The sequence below is a fragment of the Cocleimonas sp. KMM 6892 genome (assembly GCF_035798195.1).
In the GTDB taxonomy this organism is placed as follows: domain Bacteria; phylum Pseudomonadota; class Gammaproteobacteria; order Thiotrichales; family Thiotrichaceae; genus Cocleimonas; species Cocleimonas flava.
This window is the reverse complement of the sequence record NZ_JAPFBV010000002.1, coordinates 674241-696161: the sequence shown is the minus strand read 5'-3', so window position 1 is coordinate 696161 and position 21921 is coordinate 674241. Positions and strand designations below refer to the sequence as shown.

General features: G+C 39.5%; 21 protein-coding genes. 13 read left to right on the top strand and 8 right to left on the bottom strand.

Going from position 1 to position 21921, the window contains the following annotated elements; all coding sequences use genetic code 11:
* The first annotated feature begins 189 nt into the window (after positions 1 to 189).
* The 7 genes from htpX to OO007_RS08610 all read left to right on the top strand — a co-directional run bounded on the left by htpX (position 190) and on the right by OO007_RS08610 (position 6899).
* Positions 190 to 1101 carry a protease HtpX gene (gene htpX / locus OO007_RS08640; RefSeq protein WP_325808495.1) on the top strand — a complete coding sequence of 304 codons (912 nt, stop codon included), beginning with the start codon at positions 190 to 192 and terminating at the stop codon, positions 1099 to 1101.
* A 145-nt stretch (positions 1102 to 1246) separates the two neighbouring features.
* A complete protein-coding gene (gene speD, locus OO007_RS08635) occupies positions 1247 to 1708 on the top strand; it encodes an adenosylmethionine decarboxylase (RefSeq protein WP_325808494.1) in 462 nt (153 codons plus the stop codon).
* A 1-nt stretch (position 1709) separates the two neighbouring features.
* Positions 1710 to 2534, top strand: coding sequence for a GNAT family N-acetyltransferase (locus tag OO007_RS08630; RefSeq protein ID WP_325808493.1), 825 nt, complete (start codon positions 1710 to 1712; stop codon positions 2532 to 2534).
* Positions 2535 to 2656: 122 nt separating this feature from the next.
* Positions 2657 to 3226: a hypothetical protein gene (locus OO007_RS08625; protein ID WP_131905175.1), complete on the top strand. Its 570-nt coding sequence runs from the start codon at positions 2657 to 2659 to the stop codon at positions 3224 to 3226.
* A 186-nt stretch (positions 3227 to 3412) separates the two neighbouring features.
* Positions 3413 to 4942 carry a polyamine aminopropyltransferase gene (locus OO007_RS08620; RefSeq protein WP_325808492.1) on the top strand — a complete coding sequence of 510 codons (1530 nt, stop codon included), beginning with the start codon at positions 3413 to 3415 and terminating at the stop codon, positions 4940 to 4942.
* 41 nt (positions 4943 to 4983) lie between these two features.
* On the top strand, positions 4984 to 5730 hold the full coding sequence (locus OO007_RS08615; protein WP_325808491.1) for a M15 family metallopeptidase: 747 nt from the start codon (positions 4984 to 4986) through the stop codon (positions 5728 to 5730).
* Positions 5731 to 5813: 83 nt separating this feature from the next.
* Positions 5814 to 6899: a quinone-dependent dihydroorotate dehydrogenase gene (locus OO007_RS08610; RefSeq protein ID WP_325808490.1), complete on the top strand. Its 1086-nt coding sequence runs from the start codon at positions 5814 to 5816 to the stop codon at positions 6897 to 6899.
* Positions 6900 to 7007: 108 nt separating this feature from the next.
* Here OO007_RS08610 and OO007_RS08605 read toward each other — a convergent pair whose 3' ends face one another.
* Both OO007_RS08605 and OO007_RS08600 read right to left on the bottom strand, forming a co-directional pair.
* Positions 7008 to 7835 (bottom strand): c-type cytochrome, encoded by an 828-nt coding sequence (locus OO007_RS08605; protein ID WP_325808489.1) that lies wholly within the window; start codon positions 7833 to 7835, stop codon positions 7008 to 7010.
* 209 nt (positions 7836 to 8044) lie between these two features.
* A complete protein-coding gene (locus OO007_RS08600; protein ID WP_131905180.1) occupies positions 8045 to 8968 on the bottom strand; it encodes a LysR family transcriptional regulator in 924 nt (307 codons plus the stop codon).
* Positions 8969 to 9256: 288 nt separating this feature from the next.
* Between OO007_RS08600 and OO007_RS08595 the strand changes: the two genes are divergently transcribed.
* From OO007_RS08595 to OO007_RS08570, 6 genes are all read left to right on the top strand, one after another.
* Positions 9257 to 10108: a pyruvate, water dikinase regulatory protein gene (locus OO007_RS08595; protein WP_131905181.1), complete on the top strand. Its 852-nt coding sequence runs from the start codon at positions 9257 to 9259 to the stop codon at positions 10106 to 10108.
* Between the two features lie 23 nt (positions 10109 to 10131).
* A complete protein-coding gene (ppsA, locus tag OO007_RS08590) occupies positions 10132 to 12504 on the top strand; it encodes a phosphoenolpyruvate synthase (protein ID WP_325808488.1) in 2373 nt (790 codons plus the stop codon).
* A gap of 39 nt (positions 12505 to 12543) precedes the next feature.
* Positions 12544 to 13041, top strand: a complete 498-nt coding sequence (locus OO007_RS08585) for a DUF4952 domain-containing protein (RefSeq protein ID WP_325808487.1) — start codon at positions 12544 to 12546, stop codon at positions 13039 to 13041.
* Positions 13042 to 13476: 435 nt separating this feature from the next.
* The gene (locus OO007_RS08580) at positions 13477 to 14520 is read left to right on the top strand and encodes an iron ABC transporter substrate-binding protein (protein WP_325808486.1); all 1044 of its coding nucleotides are present in this window, start codon (positions 13477 to 13479) and stop codon (positions 14518 to 14520) included.
* A 4-nt stretch (positions 14521 to 14524) separates the two neighbouring features.
* Positions 14525 to 15538, top strand: coding sequence for a FecCD family ABC transporter permease (locus OO007_RS08575; protein ID WP_325808485.1), 1014 nt, complete (start codon positions 14525 to 14527; stop codon positions 15536 to 15538).
* 1 nt (position 15539) lies between these two features.
* Entirely contained in the window at positions 15540 to 16316 is a 777-nt protein-coding gene (locus OO007_RS08570) for an ABC transporter ATP-binding protein (protein WP_131905186.1), read from the top strand.
* 147 nt (positions 16317 to 16463) lie between these two features.
* Here the strand turns inward: OO007_RS08570 and OO007_RS08565 are convergent, their stop codons facing one another.
* The 6 genes from OO007_RS08565 to mltG form a co-directional block, all read right to left on the bottom strand.
* Complete coding sequence (locus tag OO007_RS08565; RefSeq protein WP_131905187.1) at positions 16464 to 17648, bottom strand: acetate/propionate family kinase; 1185 nt, start codon at positions 17646 to 17648, stop codon at positions 16464 to 16466.
* 104 nt (positions 17649 to 17752) lie between these two features.
* Positions 17753 to 18526 carry a TatD family hydrolase gene (locus OO007_RS08560; RefSeq protein WP_325808484.1) on the bottom strand — a complete coding sequence of 258 codons (774 nt, stop codon included), beginning with the start codon at positions 18524 to 18526 and terminating at the stop codon, positions 17753 to 17755.
* Between the two features lie 160 nt (positions 18527 to 18686).
* Positions 18687 to 19088: a PilZ domain-containing protein gene (locus OO007_RS08555; RefSeq protein WP_131905189.1), complete on the bottom strand. Its 402-nt coding sequence runs from the start codon at positions 19086 to 19088 to the stop codon at positions 18687 to 18689.
* Between the two features lie 96 nt (positions 19089 to 19184).
* Entirely contained in the window at positions 19185 to 20237 is a 1053-nt protein-coding gene (gene holB, locus OO007_RS08550; protein ID WP_325808483.1) for a DNA polymerase III subunit delta', read from the bottom strand.
* On the bottom strand, positions 20234 to 20872 hold the full coding sequence (gene tmk / locus OO007_RS08545; RefSeq protein WP_325808482.1) for a dTMP kinase: 639 nt from the start codon (positions 20870 to 20872) through the stop codon (positions 20234 to 20236). The genes holB and tmk overlap by 4 nt, the downstream gene beginning before the upstream one ends.
* Before the next feature lie 5 nt (positions 20873 to 20877).
* Positions 20878 to 21912, bottom strand: a complete 1035-nt coding sequence (gene mltG / locus OO007_RS08540) for an endolytic transglycosylase MltG (RefSeq protein ID WP_325808481.1) — start codon at positions 21910 to 21912, stop codon at positions 20878 to 20880.
* Positions 21913 to 21921: the final 9 nt, after the last annotated feature.

The window sequence follows — 21921 nt, the reverse complement described above, 5'->3', positions numbered from 1 at the left end:
TTATAAAACTTCTCAAATATTTGTGTATTTATTTCATTAAATAAATAGAATCTCGCTTGTAAACTGAACTAATCAGCCACATGTTATCTCTAGATAAGTAACTGATTAATATTTTTAGTCATAATTATAAATACACTTTTATTCATTTAAATTTAAACCGACTTTTTACTAAAGAGAGACACGAACACTATGAAACGAGTATTTTTACTACTAGCCACTAACTTCGCAATCATTGCGGTTTTGGGACTTGTTTGGAATATTCTAGATACCACTTTTGGTATTTCAGGAAAGTTGGCAGAAATGGGCTTGCCAGCACAGTTTGGCTACATTGCCGTTATGTCTATTGTTTTAGGCTTTGCCGGTTCTTTTATCAGTTTATTGATGTCAAAAGGCTCAGCAATAAAAAGCATGGGTGTTCAATTAATCGAAAATCCAACATCAAGACAAGAACGCTGGTTGTTTGATGTGGTTAAACGTCAGGCAGACAAAGTAGGCATTGATATGCCGGATGTGGGTATTTTTCACGCTAACGAGCCGAATGCGTTCGCTACAGGCGCACGTAAGAATAACGCGCTAGTAGCCGTTAGTACCGGTTTGCTGGAACACATGACAGCTGATGAAGTAGAAGCGGTACTGGGTCACGAAATGGCTCACGTAGCGAACGGTGATATGGTGACACAGACCTTATTACAAGGTGTTATGAATACCTTTGTTATTTTCTTCTCACGTGTGATTGCTCACCTGGTTAACTCAGCACTTAATCGTGGTAGCCAGAACAGCAGTTCAAGCTATGGCGCAACTTACTTCATTGTATCAATGGTCGCTCAAGTATTACTTGGTTTCCTTGCGAGCATGGTGGTTATGTGGTTCTCACGTTATAGAGAATTTCATGCTGACAAAGGTGGAGCAGAATTAGCAGGCCGTGAAAAAATGATTGCGGCATTACGCAAACTACAGCAAGTTAATCAGCCACATGATCTACCCGGTGAAATGGCTGCGTTTGGTATAGCGGGCGGTATGGGTGATGGCTTAAAAAAATTATTCATGACTCATCCTCCTCTAGAAGAGCGTATCGCTGCTTTAGAAAATGCTAAGTACTAATTGCAAATTACTAATTGCTTAGTACTAATCTATAAAAGCGAAGCCACCCCCGTACTTACAGGCATATTTTTGAAAAAAAAGGCCTCAAAGTAGGGGTGATAAATAAATAACCTTATATTTCCAGTCGCGTTATACTCCATTTCCTATGACGAAAAACCACGCAAAAACATCTAATTGGCCGACACATATAGATTCTGATAAAACTCAGGACCTGTTTAATAAAGCCGATGGTTACGACTATGCTGGCACGCATTTATTGCTGGATTGCTGGGAGGCGGCGCAACTTGATGACTTGCAACATATAGAGCAAGCTTTACGTGACGCAGTTGATGTCAGTGGGGCAACCTTGTTACACATTCATCTACATCACTTTACACCCAACGGTGGTGTTTCCGGCGTTGCGGTATTGGCTGAATCTCATATCAGTATCCATACTTGGCCAGAGCGTGATTACGCGGCACTGGATGTGTTTATGTGCGGTGATACAGAGCCGCGAAAAACAATCGATGTGTTTGCAAAAGCGTTTAATACTAACAACATTGAAGTCACAGAACATTTGCGTGGACGCATCAACGAAATACCTAATCAAACCGAGTTAAGTAACTAACATGCAAGAATCATCAGACAGCACATTTGCAGGTTCTTTTAAATTATTAAGAGAGATGGAAACCTCCGATATTGGCAAGGTTTTCAAAATCATCGAATCTCATGAAGAGGATGATGCAGAAGAAGCAGTAGCAGGCTACCAGGAAATCGGTGGCGTGATGGATCAATATGTTTTGGAGCATGAAGGTAAAGTCATTGGTGTTACTGGTTATATGACGCCGCCAGCGTGCGATCAAACGCATTGGTTATCATGGACCTATGTTGATGAGGATTATGTCAATCAAGGTCATGGTCGCAAGATGCTGGAAGAACTGATCTCTCATTTAAAAGCGATTGGTGGTAGAAAGCTGTTTGTTAAAGTCAGTGATTATGTGGATGATGAAGATGGTGCAATCTACGCAGCAGCTTTACACCTATATCAATCAATGGGTTTCAAGCTCGAAATCACGCATAAAGATTACTATGATGATGGCGAATCCCAAATGATTCTGGGGTTGCGTTTAAAAGACAAAGAGCCGGGTGCAGTATCGGCAACAATGGAAGATCGCAATGTGAAATTCAACGCGGTCTACGAAGTTGCAGAAACCGATGATACTTACAGTTTTGGCTGGACCGATGAAGGTGAAGAACCATTGACGGTAGAAGATGTCAAAATTGGTCTTGACCATGTGAAACAGAATGATGGAAGAGCGGTATTTCTCTCTTTTCCAAGTAATTATAGCGGTGTGAGTGAAACAATACTCGCGGCGGGCTTTACCAATGCTGGTGTTTTAGATGACTACTTTGAAGATGGTCTGCACGAACAGCATTTTAGTTATCGTTTTTAACATAAACGTTTAACAAAGAACGAATTCCAGTAAAGCATTAATAACATTAGACTATATGGTCTAATTGACAATTTAGATAAAACATAGATAAATAGACACAATCAAGGATTAAGGGACAAAATATGAAATTATCAAAAATCGGAACGTTTACTGCAACGACACTTATTTGTAGCACCGTTTTATTAGCAGGTTGTGATCAAACGAAATCAGCGACTGCAGATTTAGACCGTGTTTTAGGTGTTGCTTCTGACTCAATGACCAAGTTTGAAGGCACTGAAGATGTCAATAAAGATAACGTTATGGAGAAGTTTTCAAGCACTTATCAAAGCAACCTGAATTCAGCTCAACCACCGCTACTACCTGGAACGATTGGTGTAACGCCTGCAAAAGATGGTTCTTTACTGAGTTTTGAAGATAAAAACAATAACAATATCCAGGATGAAGGTGAACCAGATCTGTTTAAACTTGAAGTTGATTCAGAGAATAATCGTTTAGTAGCATCATCTCAGGAAGAAGTGCGTGAATCAGGTTTTTCTGGAACTGGCTTATTGATGGGTATGTTGATCGGTAATATGTTAAGCCGTCAACGCGCAACTGGTGCGAATCCTGCTGCGAAACGTGCAACACCTCGTAAAGCGGCTCCAAGTGCAAAATCACGCGCTGGTTCAGGAAGTCATTCACGCGGTAAATAAATAAAACGAGTAATTAACGTATTTACAATTGCTCTATGACGCCTTTTTATTACTCTGAATATGTAAATTAGAGTGTAAAAAGGCGTTATTTGTTTCAGCTATTGCTGTTTTAAAAAATAGATGACTTGTGATTTCGAGGCTTAATCACAGCGTTATTAACTAACATCCATTCCCGCGGTTACCATCTTGCATATCTACTCAAAAATATCCAAACAACAAGTCGCTATTCTGCTGTTTTCGATTTTAATCGTGGCGCTTTGTGGTATTGCTTATCAACTAATCATTAGTACGGTTTCTAGTTATCTATTAGGTAACAGTGTTTATCAATTTTCATTGACGATTGGCTTGTTCATGTTTTCCATGGGAGTTGGTTCTTATTTATCGAAACTGCTCGGTGATAATGCCATACAGAACTTCATCAGCGTTGAGATTGCCATCTCTTTATTTGGTGGAATCAGTAGTTTATTGTTGTTGATGTCATTTCCCTATGTTCGTGCCTTGTATGACACGGTGATGTTTGGTCTGATATTTATTATCGGTGCCTTGGTGGGAATGGAAATACCGATTCTTACCGGCATTTTGGCGAAGAAACAGAGCATGCGTGATTCTATTGCGAATGTAATGTCACTTGATTATGTGGGTGGACTTATTGGTGCGGTAGCGTTCCCGTTGTTACTTTTGCCACATCTTGGTTTATTGAAATCATCGTTTGCAATTGGACTGGTAAATATCATTACCGCTTTGATTAATATACATTTTTTCCGTGAATATCTTACTCGACCGAGATTGATGACAGCGATTAGTGTTGCAGTACTGATCATGCTCACAGCTTTTACTGTGTATGGCACCAGAATTAGTAGTTTCGCTGAAAAACATCTGTACTTTGACCAGATCATTTATAAAAAACAAACGCCATACCAGCGAATTGTTGTTACTCAATCCGAGTCAAACAAAGAAAATCGCCTGTATATCGACGGTCATATTCAGTTCTCATCACGTGATGAATACCGTTATCACGAGTCTTTAGTGCATCCTTTAATGAGCATTGCAGGCAGCAGAGAGAATGTATTAATTCTCGGTGGGGGTGATGGTCTAGCGATTCGTGAAGTACTCAAGTACGATGATGTAAAGTTGATTCACTTAGTCGATATTGATCCTGAAATGACGGATATTAGCTCGACGTTGCCTATGTTAACCAAGCTCAATGAAAATAGCTTTCAACATGAAAAAGTCACCGTTTATAACGAAGATGCTTTCAGTTTTATCAATCAGGCTGGGATTTTATACGATAGAGTCATTATCGATATGCCAGACCCGCATAATGAAGCAATTAATAAATTATACTCGCGTGAATTTTACAGAATGATTCGTAAGCGCATGTCGGATCAGGGCTTTGTTGTGTCTCAAAGTTCATCGCCGTATTTTACCCATAAGACCTTCTGGGGAATCGAGAAGACCTTGGATTCTGTGTTTGATACTACGCTAAGCTATCACGTAACCATTCCGTCTTTCGGCATCTGGGGATTTAATCTCGCTAGTGCGGGAACTTCTATCCCTGAAAGTTTTCAATTTAATGTAGATACGCGATTTATTAATGAAGAGACTATGCAGGCTGCGATGGTATTTCCGAAAGATACTCAAAAAATAGATGTGCCTGTTAATTCAATAATGGAACCTAAACTGTATCAACTCTATCTGGAAGATCTGAGAATTTAGGGGTAGCACCTGATACAAACCTTAGTGATATACTATTACCAATGACCAAAATCATCATTCATTCTGTTTTACTCGCTTGCCTTGTATTTGGTGTTAGTTCTAGCAGTGCTGCCGATACAACGCATACTTCAAAATCCGTAGAACATAAGCAGGTCGTTGATTATTTAACGGGTCGTTTTCAGCCATCTAAACACCCCGCATTTTCTCGGGTTCCTAAAAAATACGCGAATCGTTCTGGTTTCTATCTAAGGACAGAAGCATACAATGCTTTTCTGAAAATGCATGCCGCAGCAAAAAAACAAGGCATCAACTTAGTGATTCGATCAGCTACGCGTAATTTTACCAACCAGCACTACATCTGGGAAAGAAAGTGGAAATCAAAAAGCCGCGCAAATTTAAATGCGTCTGCACGTGCGTTAAACATACTAAAATTCAGTTCGATGCCAGGTACTTCAAGACATCATTGGGGGACTGAGATAGATATAAACTCTTTCAATAATAGCTGGTTTACCTACGGTGAAGGTTTACGTTTGTTCAATTGGATGAATAACAATGCCGCTAAATATGGTTTTCATAGACCTTATACTGCTAAAAATAAAAATAGGCCGAATGGTTATAACGAAGAAAAGTGGCATTGGTCTTACACACCATTATCCATACCCATGTTGCGTGACGCCTATCAGGCTTTATCAAATGATGATATTCGAGGGTTTTCAGGTAGTAATACGGCTAGCAAGATTGGTATTAAAGAGAATTACATTTTAGGCGTTGATAAAAGCTGCCAATAATCGTTTACCCATTTAAATCCTTTAACCCTGAATAAGACTGCTTTAAAATTAGGCTTCTGTCCCCAAAAAAATTACTTTCACCTATGTATAAGTTGATTCGAAAGTTTCTGTTTTTATTTCCTGCTGAAGTTGCCCACGATTTAAGCCTTCCGGCTTTGTCCCTGCTTGATAAAGTTGGTCTATTGCGTGCTGTTACGCCTAATGTTGAAACTAAATCCATCAAAGTGATGGGTATCGAGTTCCCGAATAGAGTGGGTTTGGCTGCCGGTTTAGATAAAAACGGTGACTATATTTCGGCCTTATCAAATTTAGGTTTTGGTTTTGTTGAAATCGGAACGGTCACTCCTTTGGCGCAACCCGGTAACGATAAGCCGCGTATTTTTCGTCTTCCAGAAGCTAATGCCATCATCAATAGAATGGGGTTCAATAACGATGGAATTGACCAGTTAATTGAAAATGTAAACAAAGCTAGAGGTAATGGTTTTAAAGGTGTTCTGGGCATAAACATTGGTAAAAACCTGAAAACCAAAGTCGAAGATGCGACTAAAGATTATCTGATTGGTTTACGTCAGGCTTATTATTACGCTGACTATATAACGATTAATATTTCCTCTCCAAATACGCCGGGCTTAAGAACCTTACAATATGGTGACGAGCTTAACGGCTTGTTGTCTGCGATTAAAAATGAACAGATGAAGCTGGCTTTGGAGCATAAAAAATACGTGCCTGTAGCGATTAAAGTGGCACCAGATCTGACTGAAAAAGAAGTAGAAGCCGTTGCTGAATCAATCCTGGCGAATAATATGGACGCATTGATAGCGACGAATACGACCTTGGCGCGTGATACTGTAGAAGGATTAAATCATGCGAATGAAGCAGGTGGTTTGAGCGGAGATCCTGTTAAAACACAATCTACAAAAATTATTGCAGAATTTCATAAGTATTTGAAAGGTCAGGTGCCTATCATTGGTGTTGGTGGTATCTCATCTGCCAAAGATGCAGAAGACAAATTAAACGCTGGCGCGTCTTTAGTGCAAATCTACACAGGGTTTATCTATCAAGGACCAGGCTTGATTAGTGATATTTTGCAGTCTGATGCCATTAACAATCATCAAGATACCGTCATAGATGTCGATGTCGCAGATGGCATAGATGATCATCAAGAATGACCTATCGTTAAAAGTCTGACTGAGGCTGCATAAAAAAGCCTCTAAAGTAGGGGGGTGACCTCGTTTAAAACCTGGTTTGTCTTTTGATGATTTAAGGTTAATTTTGCATTAATTAATTTGCATCTGTTGTTTTAAGCGCTGCTTGCGTCTTTCATTTAGCTGTTTACGAAAACTGATGAGCTTATCGTATTGCTGTTGATTTAATACTGCTTCGATCTTCATCCGCATCTCGCCACTTTCTACGACCATTTGTTCGACACGTTTGGCATTAATGTCGGCTAGCGCAAAGATGTCAGACTTGTAAGTAGCAGATCGAGAATCCAGGGTATTTAATTGATTATTAAACTCTAAAACCTCTTCGCGTAAAGGTTGCATGATGACTTCTTTTTCAACAATTAATGTTTTGATTTGAGAGATTTGTTCAGGTTTTAGTGCTAATTGCGCCAACTGTTGTGGTGGTAGTTTTAGATGTCTGGCCAGTGTGATTAAATCTTGTCGGTTTTTATTTTGATTATCATTTCCGTGTCTGTCTTCGTAATGTTCCTTAAATCCTTCTGGTATTTCGATATCACCGTCGTAAATATATTCCGCAATAAGCTTGGCGTCATCGTCCTGTATTGAAATGGGTGGCATCAAATTAAAATGCCTGATCGCACCTGGCATTAAACTTTTGCTCGCATCCGGTTTTTTTAACCACGCAGTGACAGCATTGACAAAGGATTCTTTATCTTTGTGTACGTCCAGATAATGCGCTCTTACGCCAGCAATTGGCGGAGCGATTCGCTTTTTCATATTCATGCCACCGTTTAGACCGTGACAGACACTGCAGTGTTGCTCGAATAGCTTAGAAGCTGTTGTTGATTTTTTGTCTTCAGCGAAAATAGTAACAGCAAAAAATATGACTGTTACGGCAATAACTACTTTAAGTATATACATTCAGATAGATCCGAAATTTAGTGATTGATTTCTTATTTATAGACTAAATAGGGAATGCTTGCTGTGATATATCAGATGCGGGGGAAAATATAAGCAATGAAAAAGTCCCTCAAAGTAGGAGGGTGGCATTGCAATTAAAACTAACTGTATTAATGAATATTAGCCTGCCTAACCTGGACCGGGTAGACAAGCTAACAAATCAATATTAATTATTCAGCATCAGCTTCAGAATAGCAGTTATTCATGATGTCGATGAAACGCTCTGCCGGTGTAGATAAGAACTTGCCTTTGCGCGTTACAATACCGTAACTACGTTTCGGGAAGTATTTATCGAGTGGTAATACGGTTAAGTCTTTTCTATCTTCTTCTGTTAGACACACGTCAGTAACAATAGAAACACCCATACCAATTTTTACATACTGTTTGATAACTTCCCATCCACCAGCTTCCAAACTTACTTTGTAGTTGGTGTTGTTCTGAGCAAATACCATTTTAACAATACGCCATGTACTTAAATGACGAGGAGGCAAAATCAATCCATAAGGACTGATATCAGAAAGGGTAAGGCTTGTAATCTTAGATAAAGGATGATCTTTTGGTGCAATCAAAACAGGATTATAAGAAACGATTGGTTTGTATTCGATATCATCCGGAATTTCCAGCATAGACCCAATAGCGATATCTATATCATTGTTTCTTAGCATTTCCAGTCCATCTCGACCAGTTTCATTCGCTAATCGTAATTTAATGCCTGGATATTCTGTGGTGAATTTTTGAACAGGTTCTGGGAGCACATAGAGTATTGTGGATTCACCAGCAGCAATAGATAGCTCGCCGGTACTTAAATTGCCACAATGTGCGCTGAAGGTTTCGTGAAGATGATCAACATTTTGTACTAATGGCTCAGCTAAATCGTAAAGAATTTTTCCTTCGACCGTTAGCATGATTTGCGGGCCGTTACGTTCAAAAAGTGAGACTTCCATCTCTCTTTCTAAAGCCTGAATTTGTAAGGAAACCGTCGGTTGGCTGGCAAATAACTTTTCAGCAGCTTTGGTAACACTGCCATGTTTAGCCACTTGACAGAAGGCACGTAATTTTTTAAGCCTATTTTGCTTATAGTATATAGTCGTCATGTATATCTCTTCTCAGCGGGAAGTTAATATTAGACACGGAAATGATTAAAAAGTCCAATTATTAGTTTTTGATATGCTAAAGATCGGTTAACTAGACTCTTTTGAATGATTGGAAAATGCTTTAATGATCTTTTAAAAAAAACATAGCACAAGGCATAGTTTCACTTTAGTTCGAGTATATATTCTTTTTCCGTATCAGTTTATAATGCCGCCTCTAAACTCAGCATATTCAATTTTTGATGACACGATTTGATACCCATCAATTGATTCTAATCAATGGATACATAAATGATAAATAGCCGTCAACGTACTGTGTTTATTGTTTCTGAAAGTACGGGTATAACCGCTGAAACGATGGCGCATAGTTTGCTGTCGCAATTTCCCCATTTAGAATTTACCTATCATCAGCGCTCGTTTGTCGATACCGAAGAAAAGGCACATGAGCTAGCTAAAGAGATTTACGAAGTTGGTGAATCACAAGGCTTTAGGCCGCTGGTTTTCGCTACCATGCCAGAAACCAATATCAACGATATTCTGGCTTCTGCAAATTGTCATTATTACGAAATCTTTGAAAGCTTTCTGGATAAAATAGGGCACGATTTACATACTGAACCTACTCGCGAATCTGGTTTAAGTCACGGTATGATCAATCATAAGACTTATGATGCGCGTATCGATGCCTTGAACTTCACCCTAAAACATGATGATGCGATGGTTCTCAAGACTATTGGTGAATCAGATATTATTATTATCGGTGTCTCACGGTCGGGTAAAACGCCTACTTCATTATATCTGGCCTTAAAATTTGGGATTAAAGTTGCTAATTATCCCATTACCGAAGACGACTTTGAAAAAAACGAATTGCCACAAGTGCTGTTAGACAATAAACACAAAATTTTTGCCACATCGATTAAAGCGAAACGTTTGATGCAGATAAGAGAAAAACGCATCCCTAACAGCGAATATTCTTCCCTGAAAACCTGCAAAGCAGAGATAGCCAAAGCCAACAAGCTTTATAAAAAGTATGGCTTTGTCCCTATGGATGTAACCAAGCGTTCTATTGAAGAATTAGCCGCCCAGATTATTAAGACCTTCAAGGGCAAGCAAGATATTACATTAACCCCCTCGACAGATATTTAAAGATTAACTAAGGAATACTCGTGATGAACACCTACAATGTGATCTGGTTAGATCAACTTGGCATAAATGATATTGAAAGCGTTGGGGGCAAAAATGCCTCTCTCGGTGAGATGATACAAAACCTGGGTAATTTAGGCGTAAATGTACCAGGTGGATTTGCGACAACTGCAGATGCATATCGAGGATTTCTAGAACATGAAGATCTAGGCAATAGAATCAATGCTTTACTGGATGAACTTGATGTAGATAATCTTGAAGATTTAGCCAGAACGGGTAAACAGATTCGTGATTGGATCATGGAAATTCCATTGCAGGATGATCTGGAAAAAGACATCAATGAAGCTTACGAAAAACTCGTGGGACAATACGGTGAAGAAGTTTCATGGGCTGTTCGCTCATCAGCTACTGCTGAAGATTTACCTGATGCGTCCTTTGCCGGGCAACAAGAAACCTTCTTAAATGTCTCTGGCATAGATGATATTAAAATAGCGATTCGCAAAGTATTCGCTTCATTGTTTACCGATCGCGCAATTTCATACCGAGTTCACCAAAATTTCGACCATGCTGGCGTAGCATTATCGGCTGGTATCCAGAAGATGGTTCGTTCGGATATCGCTGCCAGTGGTGTTATGTTCACTCTGGATACAGAATCTGGCTGCGACAAAGTGGTATTTGTAACCGGTAGTTACGGTTTGGGTGAAATGGTAGTACAGGGCGCTGTAAACCCAGATGAATTCTATGTTTATAAGAAAAATCTTACTGAAAATAAACCTGCTGTTCTGGGGCGTACTTTAGGCAGTAAAAAAATAGAAATGATTTATGATATCGGCGGCGAAGAGCCAGTCAAAATCATTGATGTGGATGAATCAAAACAGACCAAATATTGTATTACAGATGCGCAAGTGGAAGAACTTGCACGTCAGGCAATCACTATCGAAAAACATTACAAGCGCCCGATGGATATTGAATGGGCTTTAGATGGTAATGACGGTGGTTTGTACATTGTACAGGCTCGCCCAGAAACGGTACAAAGTCAGGCAACCAATGTTGTTGAAAGATTTGCATTAGATAAAGCAAGCAGAGATGCAGCTACTGTTTTAGCGGAAGGCCGTTCAATTGGTTCTCGAGTTGGAGCGGGTAAAGCGAAAATCATCATGAGTCTGGACGATATGGATCAAATCCAGCCTGGTGATGTATTAGTGACCGACATGACTGACCCGGATTGGGAACCAATCATGAAACGCGCATCAGCGATTGTGACAAATCGTGGTGGAAGAACCTGCCATGCGGCAATTATTGCACGTGAACTCGGTGTCCCAGCGGTTGTAGGTTGTGGTGATGCGACTAAAACGATAGTCGATAATAGCGATGTGACCGTATCCTGTGCTGAAGGTGACACCGGTTATACCTATGAGGGCTTGGTAGATTTCGAAGTGACCAAAACTGAAATCAACACCATGCCAGAACTCGATTTAAAAGTGATGATGAATGTGGGTAATCCTGAGCGAGCATTCGATTTCTGTCAGTTGCCTAATGAAGGTATTGGTTTGGCACGTATGGAATTCATCATTAATAATATGATTGGTATTCATCCACGTGCATTGCTGGAATATGATAAGCAATCTGAAGAACTTAAAGCAATTATTTCACCTAAAATCGAGGCTTATGAAAGTCCTAGAGACTTCTTTGTTCAGAAAATAATCGAAGGTGTTTCAACGCTTGCAGCGGCGTTTGCGCCAAAGCCTGTGATTCTTCGAATGTCTGATTTCAAATCTAATGAATATGCTAATTTGATCGGTGGCACAGACTACGAGCCGCACGAAGAAAACCCAATGATTGGTTTCCGTGGTGCTGCACGCTACATCGATGAAACGTTCCGTCCATGCTTTGAAATGGAATGTGAAGCGATTAAATATGTTCGTGATGTGATGGGTCTCACCAATATTGAAGTTATGATTCCATTCGTGCGTACTTTGGAAGAAGCAAAAAGTGTCACTGAATTACTTGCGGCGAATGGCTTAGGTCGTGGTGAAAACGGTTTACGTCATATTATGATGTGTGAATTACCGTCAAATGCCGTTTTAGCGAACAAGTTCCTTGAATATTTCGATGGGTTTTCAATAGGTTCCAACGATATGACACAACTGACCTTAGGTCTTGATAGAGACTCCGGATTAGTTGCAGAGAGCTTCGATGAACGTAATCCAGCAGTTAAAAAGATGCTTAAAATGGCTATTAAAGCAGCCAAGAAACAAGGTAAATACGTTGGTATTTGTGGTCAGGGTCCGTCAGATCACCCAGATTTAGCTGAGTGGTTAATGAAGAAAGGGATTGATAGTGTATCTTTGAATCCTGATACAGTGATTGAAACATGGAAACGTTTAGCGGCTAAGTAGTTTATAAATATACAGTTTTATCGTAACTGTTACAGTGTAATGCATCCTCTTACTTTTATAAAAAAAGGCTTAAAAGTAGGGGGGTGTATTCATCATTTTATCTTTCTCTTTATTTGTAGTTTATTTGCTGCATTTATAAATTCTGTTTCCTTTGCTGATATAAAAAATAATCCATACAGTGATGTAGCTTGTGGGGATTTCCTAAGTGATGCTCATCAAAAGCCACCAGCTTTAACATTTGAAACATGTGTGCGAACTAATGATGCACAATTAGCAGTTCTTAAGTCGACATATTCTGTTTCCGGAGAGAAAGCTGATATTGTAGAAACATATCTAGTAGAACAATACTCGATGCCTAAACTTAGATTTGCTTGTTGTGGCTGGGAATCTTCAAATCGAGGAGGTTCTTTTAATTATAAAAATTATTCTATGGCTGTCACTATGTACACATCCGAAACTTTAGTTTCGGGTAGGAATCATTGGGCAGAGATTCCCAAATTTTATGTAGATGTAATTTTGTATCTTGAACAGCCATGATTTAAAAACACACAAGGATCAATTGGCAGATGGTGGAAAAGGAGGAAGGCTGTATGTTTAAATATCACAAGATAATATATAAATAGTCTATTTAACATAATATAGATTATACGAACTTAAGTATTATTATCTGAGGGGTACGCTATCTTTAGCTTTCACATAAAAAAGGCTGTAAAGCATAGTTTAACAAGCTTTTTATTAACCTCCTTCATCCATAACCTTCGGTTTTAATATGTCTAATTGTATTTAACAAAGTCGTTATAAATAATGTTCCAGCTGTTATTTCTCTTTCGTTACTTATTGGTCCGCAGTAAACTTTAATGGAATCATAAAAAAGTAACTCGTTTTTTTAAAATAAAATCTTAGGTGTAGTCTGTGGGTATTTCTTCTCTTAAAAACCAGTTTACGTTCAGCATTAGAAATTTACTAATTACAATGCTGATATTTACAACGCAACTACTTTCTATACAGTTTGCTTCTGCACAAAATATTACTGATTCGGCCGGACGAACTGTAGAGGTTCCGGAGAATATTCAGCGTATTTATGCTGCAGGTGCACCAGCAGCTATTCTAATTTATATTCTTGCGCCTGATATGTTACTCGGTTGGCCTCGTGAACCACACGACTATGAGCGTGAATATATAGCCTCACCTTACCGTGATTTGCCTGCTACGGGACAATTAACTGGCAGAGGCAGTTCTGCGAATCTTGAAAAAGTGCTGGCTTTAAAGCCTGATCTGATTCTTGATTTTGGTTCTGTTAAAGGTACTTATGCTTCATTAGCGGACCGTACCCAGCAGCAAACAGGCATCCCATATCTTTTAATTAATGGTCGTTTTGATAAAACAGCGGATGCACTAAGATTATTAGGCAAAGCGATTGGTCGTGAAGATCGCGCTGAAAAACTGGCTGTTTATACTGAAAACTTACTTTCTGATATTAAACAGAACTTACAATCTATCGATAAAAAAGATCGTCCACGAGTCTATATGGCGCGTGGTCCTGCGGGTTTAGAAACGGGTTTAAAAGGCTCTATTAATACCGAGATTATCGAACAAGCTGGTGGCATTAATGTTATAGATCCTGGCGAAGGCAAACCAATCAGGCGTGGTTTGGTAAATTTAAGTATGGAACAAGTGATTGTGGCTAATCCAGACATTATTATTACCTGGGACAGAACTTTTTTCGCAGATGTCTGGGATAATCCTTATTGGTCAAATATCCCTGCGCTACAACAGGAGCACGTCTATTTAGCACCTACAGCACCATTTGGCTGGATTGATCGCCCTCCTTCTTTGAATCGTCTGATTGGGCTTAAATGGTTGTTTGGCCAATTCTACCCAGATAAAGTAAAAACAGACTTAAGAGATGATGTGAAAGAGTTTTACAAACTTTTCTATCATGTTGATCTAGAGAATCCAGAGACTAATAATGCTGCATTGAAAAGATTGATTCAGTGGGCAGAAAAAAGTAAGTGATTCAGTGATAAAGTCTGCTCAATACAAGTCTCCTTTTTTCGTTATAGCTGCCCTGCTTCTCATTAATATCATCATTGTATTATATTCGTTGGGCACTGGCGCTTTCTCGCTACATTACACAGATATACTACAACGTTTGTTTACTGGTAAACCGTTTTCAAATCAACAAGCTGAAATCATTCTTTATCAAATTCGATTGCCGCGTTTAGTCGCGGCTTTGCTGGTTGGCGCTTCTTTGGCCGCTGCAGGGGCAGTATTTCAGGGTATTTTCCGAAATCCACTGGTTTCTCCTGACATACTCGGTGTTTCAACGGGAGCTGGATTAGGCGCAGCGTTAGGTATTCTGTTTTCTTTGCCTGTTATTGCCATTCAGGCTAGCGCTTTTATCGGTGGTTTGGTCACGGTTTTTCTGGTTTATCTGGTCGCTAATATGGTCCGTGGTCGCGAACCTACCCTGGTTTTAGTGTTAGCAGGTGTGGTTTTAGGATCCATGGCGGGTGCGGTTATTTCGTTGATCAAGATAGTCGCTGATCCTTATGATCAATTACCAGCCATTACCTTTTGGTTATTAGGATCACTTTCCAGTATTACGCTTGAAGATGTTTGGACCACAGCGCCCATGATGCTGTTAGGCCTAATTCCTATGGTGTTATTGCGTTGGCGTGTCAATGTATTGGCTTTAGGTGATGAGGAAGCAAAATCTCTAGGTATTCATCCAGGTAAAATGCGAACTATTCTGATTGTGGCTGCTACCTTGATGACAGCTGCAGCCGTTGCGGTGTCTGGGGTTATCGGTTGGATTGGTTTGATAATTCCGCACATGGCACGTTTGCTGGTTGGTCCGAATTTTGCCTTGTTATTGCCGGTGAGTATATTGATGGGAGCGGGTTACCTAAGTCTGGTTGATATGCTGGCGCGCAGTATTGCCAATAATGAAGTGCCGCTGGGTATTCTGACCGCTTTTCTGGGTGCGCCGATATTCATCTGGATACTGGCTAAAGGCAAAAGGGATTGGTGATATGAATATTGCTACGATTGAAGCTAAGTCGCTTACTGTAGGTTATGGTGATAAAAATATTGTTAGTGATATTAATTTACGTTTTTTCCATGGTCAGGTTTACTGTCTTTTAGGGCCTAATGGTTGTGGTAAAACGACGTTATTCAAAACCTTGATGGGATTAATTCCGGCGCTTCAAGGAAACGTATTGATAAACGGAAAGGCGCTACATACACAAGCACGTAAGATTATTGCCAAAAATATAGCGTATGTTGCACAAAACCATGGCGTGGTTTTCCCCTATAAAGTATTAGAAGTCGTATTGATGGGTCGCACTGCTCATTTGGGCTTGTTTAGTGCCCCGGGAAAAGTCGATATTGAATCTGCTAAGGCAGCTTTAGCAACCGTCGGACTTTCAGATTTTTCTGATACAGACTTTAATCGTATTTCCGGTGGTCAGCAGCAATTAGTGTTAATTGCACGTGCATTGGCACAAGATGCTGGCATGATCGTCATGGATGAGCCAACCGCGAGTTTAGACTTCGGAAATCAGATGCTGGTACTCGAACAAATTCAAAAATTAGCAAACCAAGGTCTAGGTATTATTCTATCCACGCATAACCCCGATCATGCATTTCGCGTAGCACAAGAAACAGTGTTAATGGCAAAGGGAAAATTAATCGCACAAGGCTCGCCAGATGAAATTTTAACGGGAGCACAGCTCAGTGCTATTTATGATTTCCCAGTGCAAGTCGAAGTGTTAGCTTCTGGTGCAAGGGTGTGTGTACCCTCTTTCTGATATCGCTATTTCGTTAATCTTGATATTCTATCAAAAGAATAAATAGTTAAAGCCACCCCCCTACTTAGGGGCGTTTTTTTTAATAGTTAAGATACTGTAAACCGTTGATTTGCCATATCGTTGTTATTACACAATCGCTTTGATTGCTTAAGTATTGATTAAATCCGAGGTAGAGATAGCTATCATCGCTTGCTCATTCGTTGGGATAATGTGCACATCAATAGTCGATTGTTCACTGCTGATTTTATTTAGATGCTTTTCATTGGCTTCATTGTCTAACTTAACCCCAAGCCAGGCGAGTGGCTCGCAGATCATTTTTCGTACTTGTGCTGAATTCTCTCCAATCCCAGCGGTAAAGACGATTGCATCCAAGCCACCAAGAACGGCGATTTGAGACCCGATTTCTTTTACGGCTCGGTAACAGAATAATTCGATGGCTTCATGTGCTTTAGGATCGTCGCTTTCTGCGAGCACTCGCATATTATTGCTGATGCCTGAAACACCTAATAATCCAGATTGGCGATAGAGCATCTCCTGTACTTCTTCGGCACTTAAGCCTTTTTCATTCATGAGGTTTAACACCAACCCTGCGTCAATAGAGCCACTCCGTGTGCCCATAATCAAGCCATCTAAGGTACTGAATCCCATACTCGTAGCAACGCTGCGTTTGTTATGCATTGCGCACATGCTGGCTCCGTTGCCAAGGTGCGCAACAATTACACGACCTTTGGCTTTTGGGCCCAGCTTAGCTGTTAAACAAGAAGCAATATATTGATAGGATATGCCATGAAAACCATAACGGATAAGTTGATCTTCTGTATATTTGCGCGGAATCGCGTAGATTTTTTCTAAACGATTTTGTGTATGGTGAAATGCTGTATCAAAACAGGCTATTTGCGGTAATTCGGGTGAATTTTTTGTAATCGCCTGAATAGCTGCTAAGCAATGTTGCTGGTGTAAAGGTGCTAACGGAATATAGCTTTTTAAGATTTCCATATTTTCATCGTTGATGACGATAGGTTGATGGAATTCACTACCGCCATGTACAACGCGATGTCCTGCAGCTACCGGGTGAAATCCCACGTAGCGGCTATAAAGTCGTTCTAACAGATTGGTGATTAACCATTCATGAGTAGCGTCTTTAGGGATATGGGTAAAAGGTTCGGTAACTGTTAATGCATCATCACCGATTGAAGCCATTAGTTTTGGGTCTGAACCAATGCGAATGACTTTGCCCGTCATAAGTGGTTCTGTTACTTCTGTAGACACAGGATATAACGCAAATTTTAAGCTAGAAGATCCTGAATTTACCACTAAAATAACATCAATCATTTTGGCCTTTCCTTTAAAAGCAGAGTATTTATTGAAGGTCACCCCCCTACTTTGGAGGTTTTTTTTGTTTATTGTTTGTACGATTTAGAAATGCGTTCTGAGGATTACAGTTTAAATAGGCGGTTAAAGTTATCTGTCGATACTTTTGCTATATGTGAATAGCTACATCCGCGTAAATCAGCCATTTTTTCTGCAACATATTTTACATACGCAGGTTGGTTAGGTTTGCCGCGTTTAGGGACTGGCGCTAACCATGGAGAGTCTGTTTCGATAAGAAAACGGTCCTCAGGTACTTTTTTGGCAACTTCCTGCAATTCTTTTGCGCTGTTGAAAGAAACAATGCCCGAGAATGAAATATAGAAGTTTAATTCCATCGCTTTTTGAGCAGTTTCCCAATCCTCTGCAAAGCAGTGCATGACACCCCCCACCTTTTGCGCGTTTTCTTCAGCAAGTATACGAATGGTGTCTTCTTTTGCAGAACGGGTATGAATAATCAATGGTTTTTGAGTGATTATTGCCGCTCTAATGTGCGTCCTGAATAGGTCATGTTGCCAGGTCATATCGTCATCTTCGCATCGAAAATAGTCAAGACCTGTCTCACCTATTGCGATCACTTCTTCGTGCTGTGCAAGTTCTACTAATTCTTCAACTGTTGGCGCATAAGAGTCCTGATGGGTTGGATGAACGCCTACCGAGCAATAAATGTTGGAATATTGTTGTGCTGGTTTTAGCACATCCTGAAAATGCTCAGTATCAATACAAACACAGAGAAACTGGCTGACATCAGCCTCTTTAGCTGCATCAACCATATTAGAAAAGTTGTTATCGAAGGGAGTTAAATCAATTTTGTCGAGATGACAGTGAGAATCTGTAAGCATGAGATAATAAAAATGGAATCAAATCAAAATTATACCTGTTTAAATATAAGAGATTATTAATTTAGCTAAATTAATTGATAATTTTATTCATCTGCGTGTTAACTATTTCTGTCTATCAGAAATAATCGATTATTGTATTGGTGGCTATATTGCTAAAAAATTAATAGTTTCTTACAAGTGGGGGTACGTTAGCTCTATTGCCCAGCATGGTCTCGATAATAAGCTTAACCTTTGCTTTTGTCGTACCTATGAACTGAATGCCTAATCCTTGAGTGCCACGTTCGCACGATTCTGGAGCAATCCACATTACCTTGCCTGGAATCGCGAGTTTTTTATCTGTTGATTTAAGATGCATAGAAACAATAATTTCATCGCCAAAACTGAATGATTCGCTTTTAGTCGGAACAAAAATTGCACCGCCTCGAACAAACGGCATAAAGCTGGAATGAAGTGCCGCTACATCATTAAGAGATAGTTTTAGGATGGTACGTTGTGGCTTATCTTCTTGTTGTTTGGCAGCAACAGCGTTGGTGTGTTTAATGTTTTCTTCTTGTGTATCCATAGTTTTATATGACTATTTGTTGTTTTGATTATTGTTTTAATTATTCTTGTAATGATGGTTAAGTAACAGAAAAATATGAGTAATAGTGCTTACCTTTTATTTTCCTGCTTCTAACCATAACAGTAACATGTTTTCAATAAACATCAGAGTATTAACAGACGTATGGATATACTTTTTTTGTTTGATTAACTGTTGATATAACTCCCAGTGTTTATCTGATTTTATTGTAGCGAATAGTGTTTGTTCAGATTTATGGAGTGTATTTGTTTCTGGATTACTATTTTGAGATGAAGATGAAGTAGAAGACGAATCTTCACATTCTGATGCTTTTATTAGTTGTTGAACCCAGGTAATTTGCCAATTCAGAAGTGATTCTAAATTCGCTTTTTCCCATTTTTTTGCAGTGGCTACAACGCTGATGTTTTCCCTGACGATATCGTTAAGATCTATAAGAAAGCTGGATCTCGCATGTATGTCTTCATCAGTAATGTGTAATGCTTTTAAGGGTTTGTAAGCAGTCATATTGAGACGTAACTCAGCATGTTCTATTTCAGTATGATTTTCTTTAAACCAGTCAATTGCTTGTTGGTGAGTAGGGCTTACAACTGAAATTAATTGGCAACGACTTTTGATAGTCGGTAATATTTTACTTAAATTCGATGCAACAAGTATGATAACGCTATTGTTAGCAGGTTCTTCCAGTGATTTTAAAAGACTGTTTGCTGCATTATTGTTCATCCGTTCTATGGGATTAATAATGGCAACACGATGCGTATTAAAACTGCGACTATAGGTGAGGAATTCACTTAATTTACGTATTTGATCAACGCTGATTTGTTGCTTATCTTCGGCTAATTCTATTTTTGTGTAATCCGGGTTTGCTCCAGATTCATAGGTTTTACACGATTGGCACTGACCACAGGCTTCAAATTCTATGGGATTAATACACATTAATGATCTTGCAATTCGTTCCGCCAGTTTGTTCTTGCCAATACCTTCTTCACCGACCAGCAATAAAGCATGAGGAAGGTGTTTTGCAGTACGTGCCTGAACAAAGTATTTCCAGTTCTTTTCATGCCATGGATAGATCATGGTATGAAGCTGGTTGGCTTTATCAGGGTTATGGCTGTTCTCATTCTGCTGAGTCATTGAATGATCTGACCTAATAGCGTGTCTATTTGTTTTTGTACCGTTTGTAAATCGTATTGAGCATTAACAATGCGATAGCGCTGTGGGTTCTCTTCAGCCATTTTTAAATAAGCTGATCTCACGCGATTGAAGAAATCCAGATGTTGCTGCTCAAAACGATCTGTCTCTCCCCTATTTTTAGCTCTGGCAAGACCTATATCCGCATCTATATCAAAGAGAAATGTGTAATCAGGTCTGAGAGTGCCTTGGACAAGATTTTCCAGAGTCTGAATATTCTGCAGGTCGATGTCTCTGCCTGCGCCTTGATAAGCGTAAGTTGCATCTGTAAATCGATCGCATAATACCCATTTGCCTTGTTCTAGCGCGGGAATAATTTTACGGTGTAAATGCTCAGCTCTCGCGGCAAACATAAGTAATAATTCAGTGGTGGAATGCATTTCTGGAAATTCTTTAGAGACCAGTAATTCGCGAATCGCTTCTCCTAAATCTGTTCCTCCCGGTTCTCGGGTGAGCAATATTTCCTGACCAGATGCTTCTATTTTTTCTGCTATATATTCAATATTTGTTGTTTTTCCAGCACCTTCAACGCCTTCGAATGAAATAAACAAACCGTGCTTAGCATTTTTTTTAGTCATTGGCTTTACTGGCCGCCTTTGTAGCGATTAGCTTTTCCACCTAAAAGGTATTTGATCACGGCCTTTTTGTGTTCTGCATAAGTTTTAGAAAAATAGGAATAACCATCACCCTTGGCTACAAAATACAACATGTCACCTTCAGCAGGGTTAAATGCCGCTTTGATAGAGGCAGCACTTGGTGTTGCTATCGGTGTTGGCGTTAAGCCTTTTCGAGTGTAGGTGTTATATGGTGTATCTTTGAGTAAATCTTTTTTCCTGATATTGCCTTTGTATTCATCACCCATTCCGTAAATTACGGTTGGATCTGTTTGTAATAACATGCCTTTCTTTAAGCGATTGATAAATACGCGCGCTACTTTTCCGCGATCTTCTGGTGCGCCCGTTTCTTTTTCAATAATCGAAGCCAGAATAAGTGCATCATAGGGCTTCTTAATGCCCTTGAATGGTTTGCGTTTTTCCCACTCTGTGTTGAGCAATCTGAGCATCGCATTATGGCTACGCTGAAGAAATTGTAAGTCAGTAGTGTTTTTCGGATAGCTAAAGGTATCAGGAAAGAACCACCCTTCTGGTTTATGGTGTTGGTACTTTGTTTTTAATTTAGACATGATGTTTTTGTAATCATCATCAGTCAAAGTCTGTTTAAGGTTTTTATCGTTCTTAATAATTTCAACAATTTCCTCAAACCTGGTTCCTTCTGGAATTCGTGTCTGGTATTGAATCGTCTTACCTGAAGCAAATAAAGATAAGATATCAGCAGGTTTCATGCCTTTTTTAAGGGCGTATTCGCCTGCTTTGAGTTTATGGTCTTGTTTGTTTAATCTGGCTAGAATTCTTGTGAGAAGTGCCGGTTTAAGAATTTCTTTTTGCTCAAGTTCATTGGCAACTGTTTTTATGTTGCTGCCTTTTTTAATCTCAAAACTATCCACATCATTAGATAATGATGTGTTTTTAAATTCATTGAATTGAGTATAGGCGTAGAGGGATACTGCGCCCACGACGACAAGAAATAGAGGTAAGAACACTTTAAAAAAGAATCTCATGTAACCTCT

Bases quoted from the DNA above. Each gene is read 5' to 3' on its own strand.
- OO007_RS08565 (WP_131905187.1), bottom strand. From the start codon at position 17,648: ATGATTGATGTTATTTTAGTGGTAAATTCAGGATCTTCTAGCTTAAAA.
- tmk (WP_325808482.1), bottom strand. From the start codon at position 20,872: ATGACTAAAAAAAATGCTAAGCACGGTTTGTTTATTTCATTCGAAGGC.
- OO007_RS08615 (WP_325808491.1), top strand. From the start codon at position 4,984: ATGACCAAAATCATCATTCATTCTGTTTTACTCGCTTGCCTTGTATTT.
- holB (WP_325808483.1), bottom strand. From the start codon at position 20,237: ATGACTCAGCAGAATGAGAACAGCCATAACCCTGATAAAGCCAACCAG.
- OO007_RS08555 (WP_131905189.1), bottom strand. From the start codon at position 19,088: ATGGATACACAAGAAGAAAACATTAAACACACCAACGCTGTTGCTGCC.
- mltG (WP_325808481.1), bottom strand. From the start codon at position 21,912: ATGAGATTCTTTTTTAAAGTGTTCTTACCTCTATTTCTTGTCGTCGTG.
- OO007_RS08585 (WP_325808487.1), top strand. From the start codon at position 12,544: ATGCATCCTCTTACTTTTATAAAAAAAGGCTTAAAAGTAGGGGGGTGT.
- ppsA (WP_325808488.1), top strand. From the start codon at position 10,132: ATGAACACCTACAATGTGATCTGGTTAGATCAACTTGGCATAAATGAT.
- OO007_RS08560 (WP_325808484.1), bottom strand. From the start codon at position 18,526: ATGCTTACAGATTCTCACTGTCATCTCGACAAAATTGATTTAACTCCC.
- OO007_RS08610 (WP_325808490.1), top strand. From the start codon at position 5,814: ATGTATAAGTTGATTCGAAAGTTTCTGTTTTTATTTCCTGCTGAAGTT.
- OO007_RS08605 (WP_325808489.1), bottom strand. From the start codon at position 7,835: ATGTATATACTTAAAGTAGTTATTGCCGTAACAGTCATATTTTTTGCT.
- speD (WP_325808494.1), top strand. From the start codon at position 1,247: ATGACGAAAAACCACGCAAAAACATCTAATTGGCCGACACATATAGAT.
- OO007_RS08580 (WP_325808486.1), top strand. From the start codon at position 13,477: ATGCTGATATTTACAACGCAACTACTTTCTATACAGTTTGCTTCTGCA.
- OO007_RS08570 (WP_131905186.1), top strand. From the start codon at position 15,540: ATGAATATTGCTACGATTGAAGCTAAGTCGCTTACTGTAGGTTATGGT.
- htpX (WP_325808495.1), top strand. From the start codon at position 190: ATGAAACGAGTATTTTTACTACTAGCCACTAACTTCGCAATCATTGCG.
- OO007_RS08625 (WP_131905175.1), top strand. From the start codon at position 2,657: ATGAAATTATCAAAAATCGGAACGTTTACTGCAACGACACTTATTTGT.
- OO007_RS08600 (WP_131905180.1), bottom strand. From the start codon at position 8,968: ATGACGACTATATACTATAAGCAAAATAGGCTTAAAAAATTACGTGCC.
- OO007_RS08630 (WP_325808493.1), top strand. From the start codon at position 1,710: ATGCAAGAATCATCAGACAGCACATTTGCAGGTTCTTTTAAATTATTA.
- OO007_RS08595 (WP_131905181.1), top strand. From the start codon at position 9,257: ATGATAAATAGCCGTCAACGTACTGTGTTTATTGTTTCTGAAAGTACG.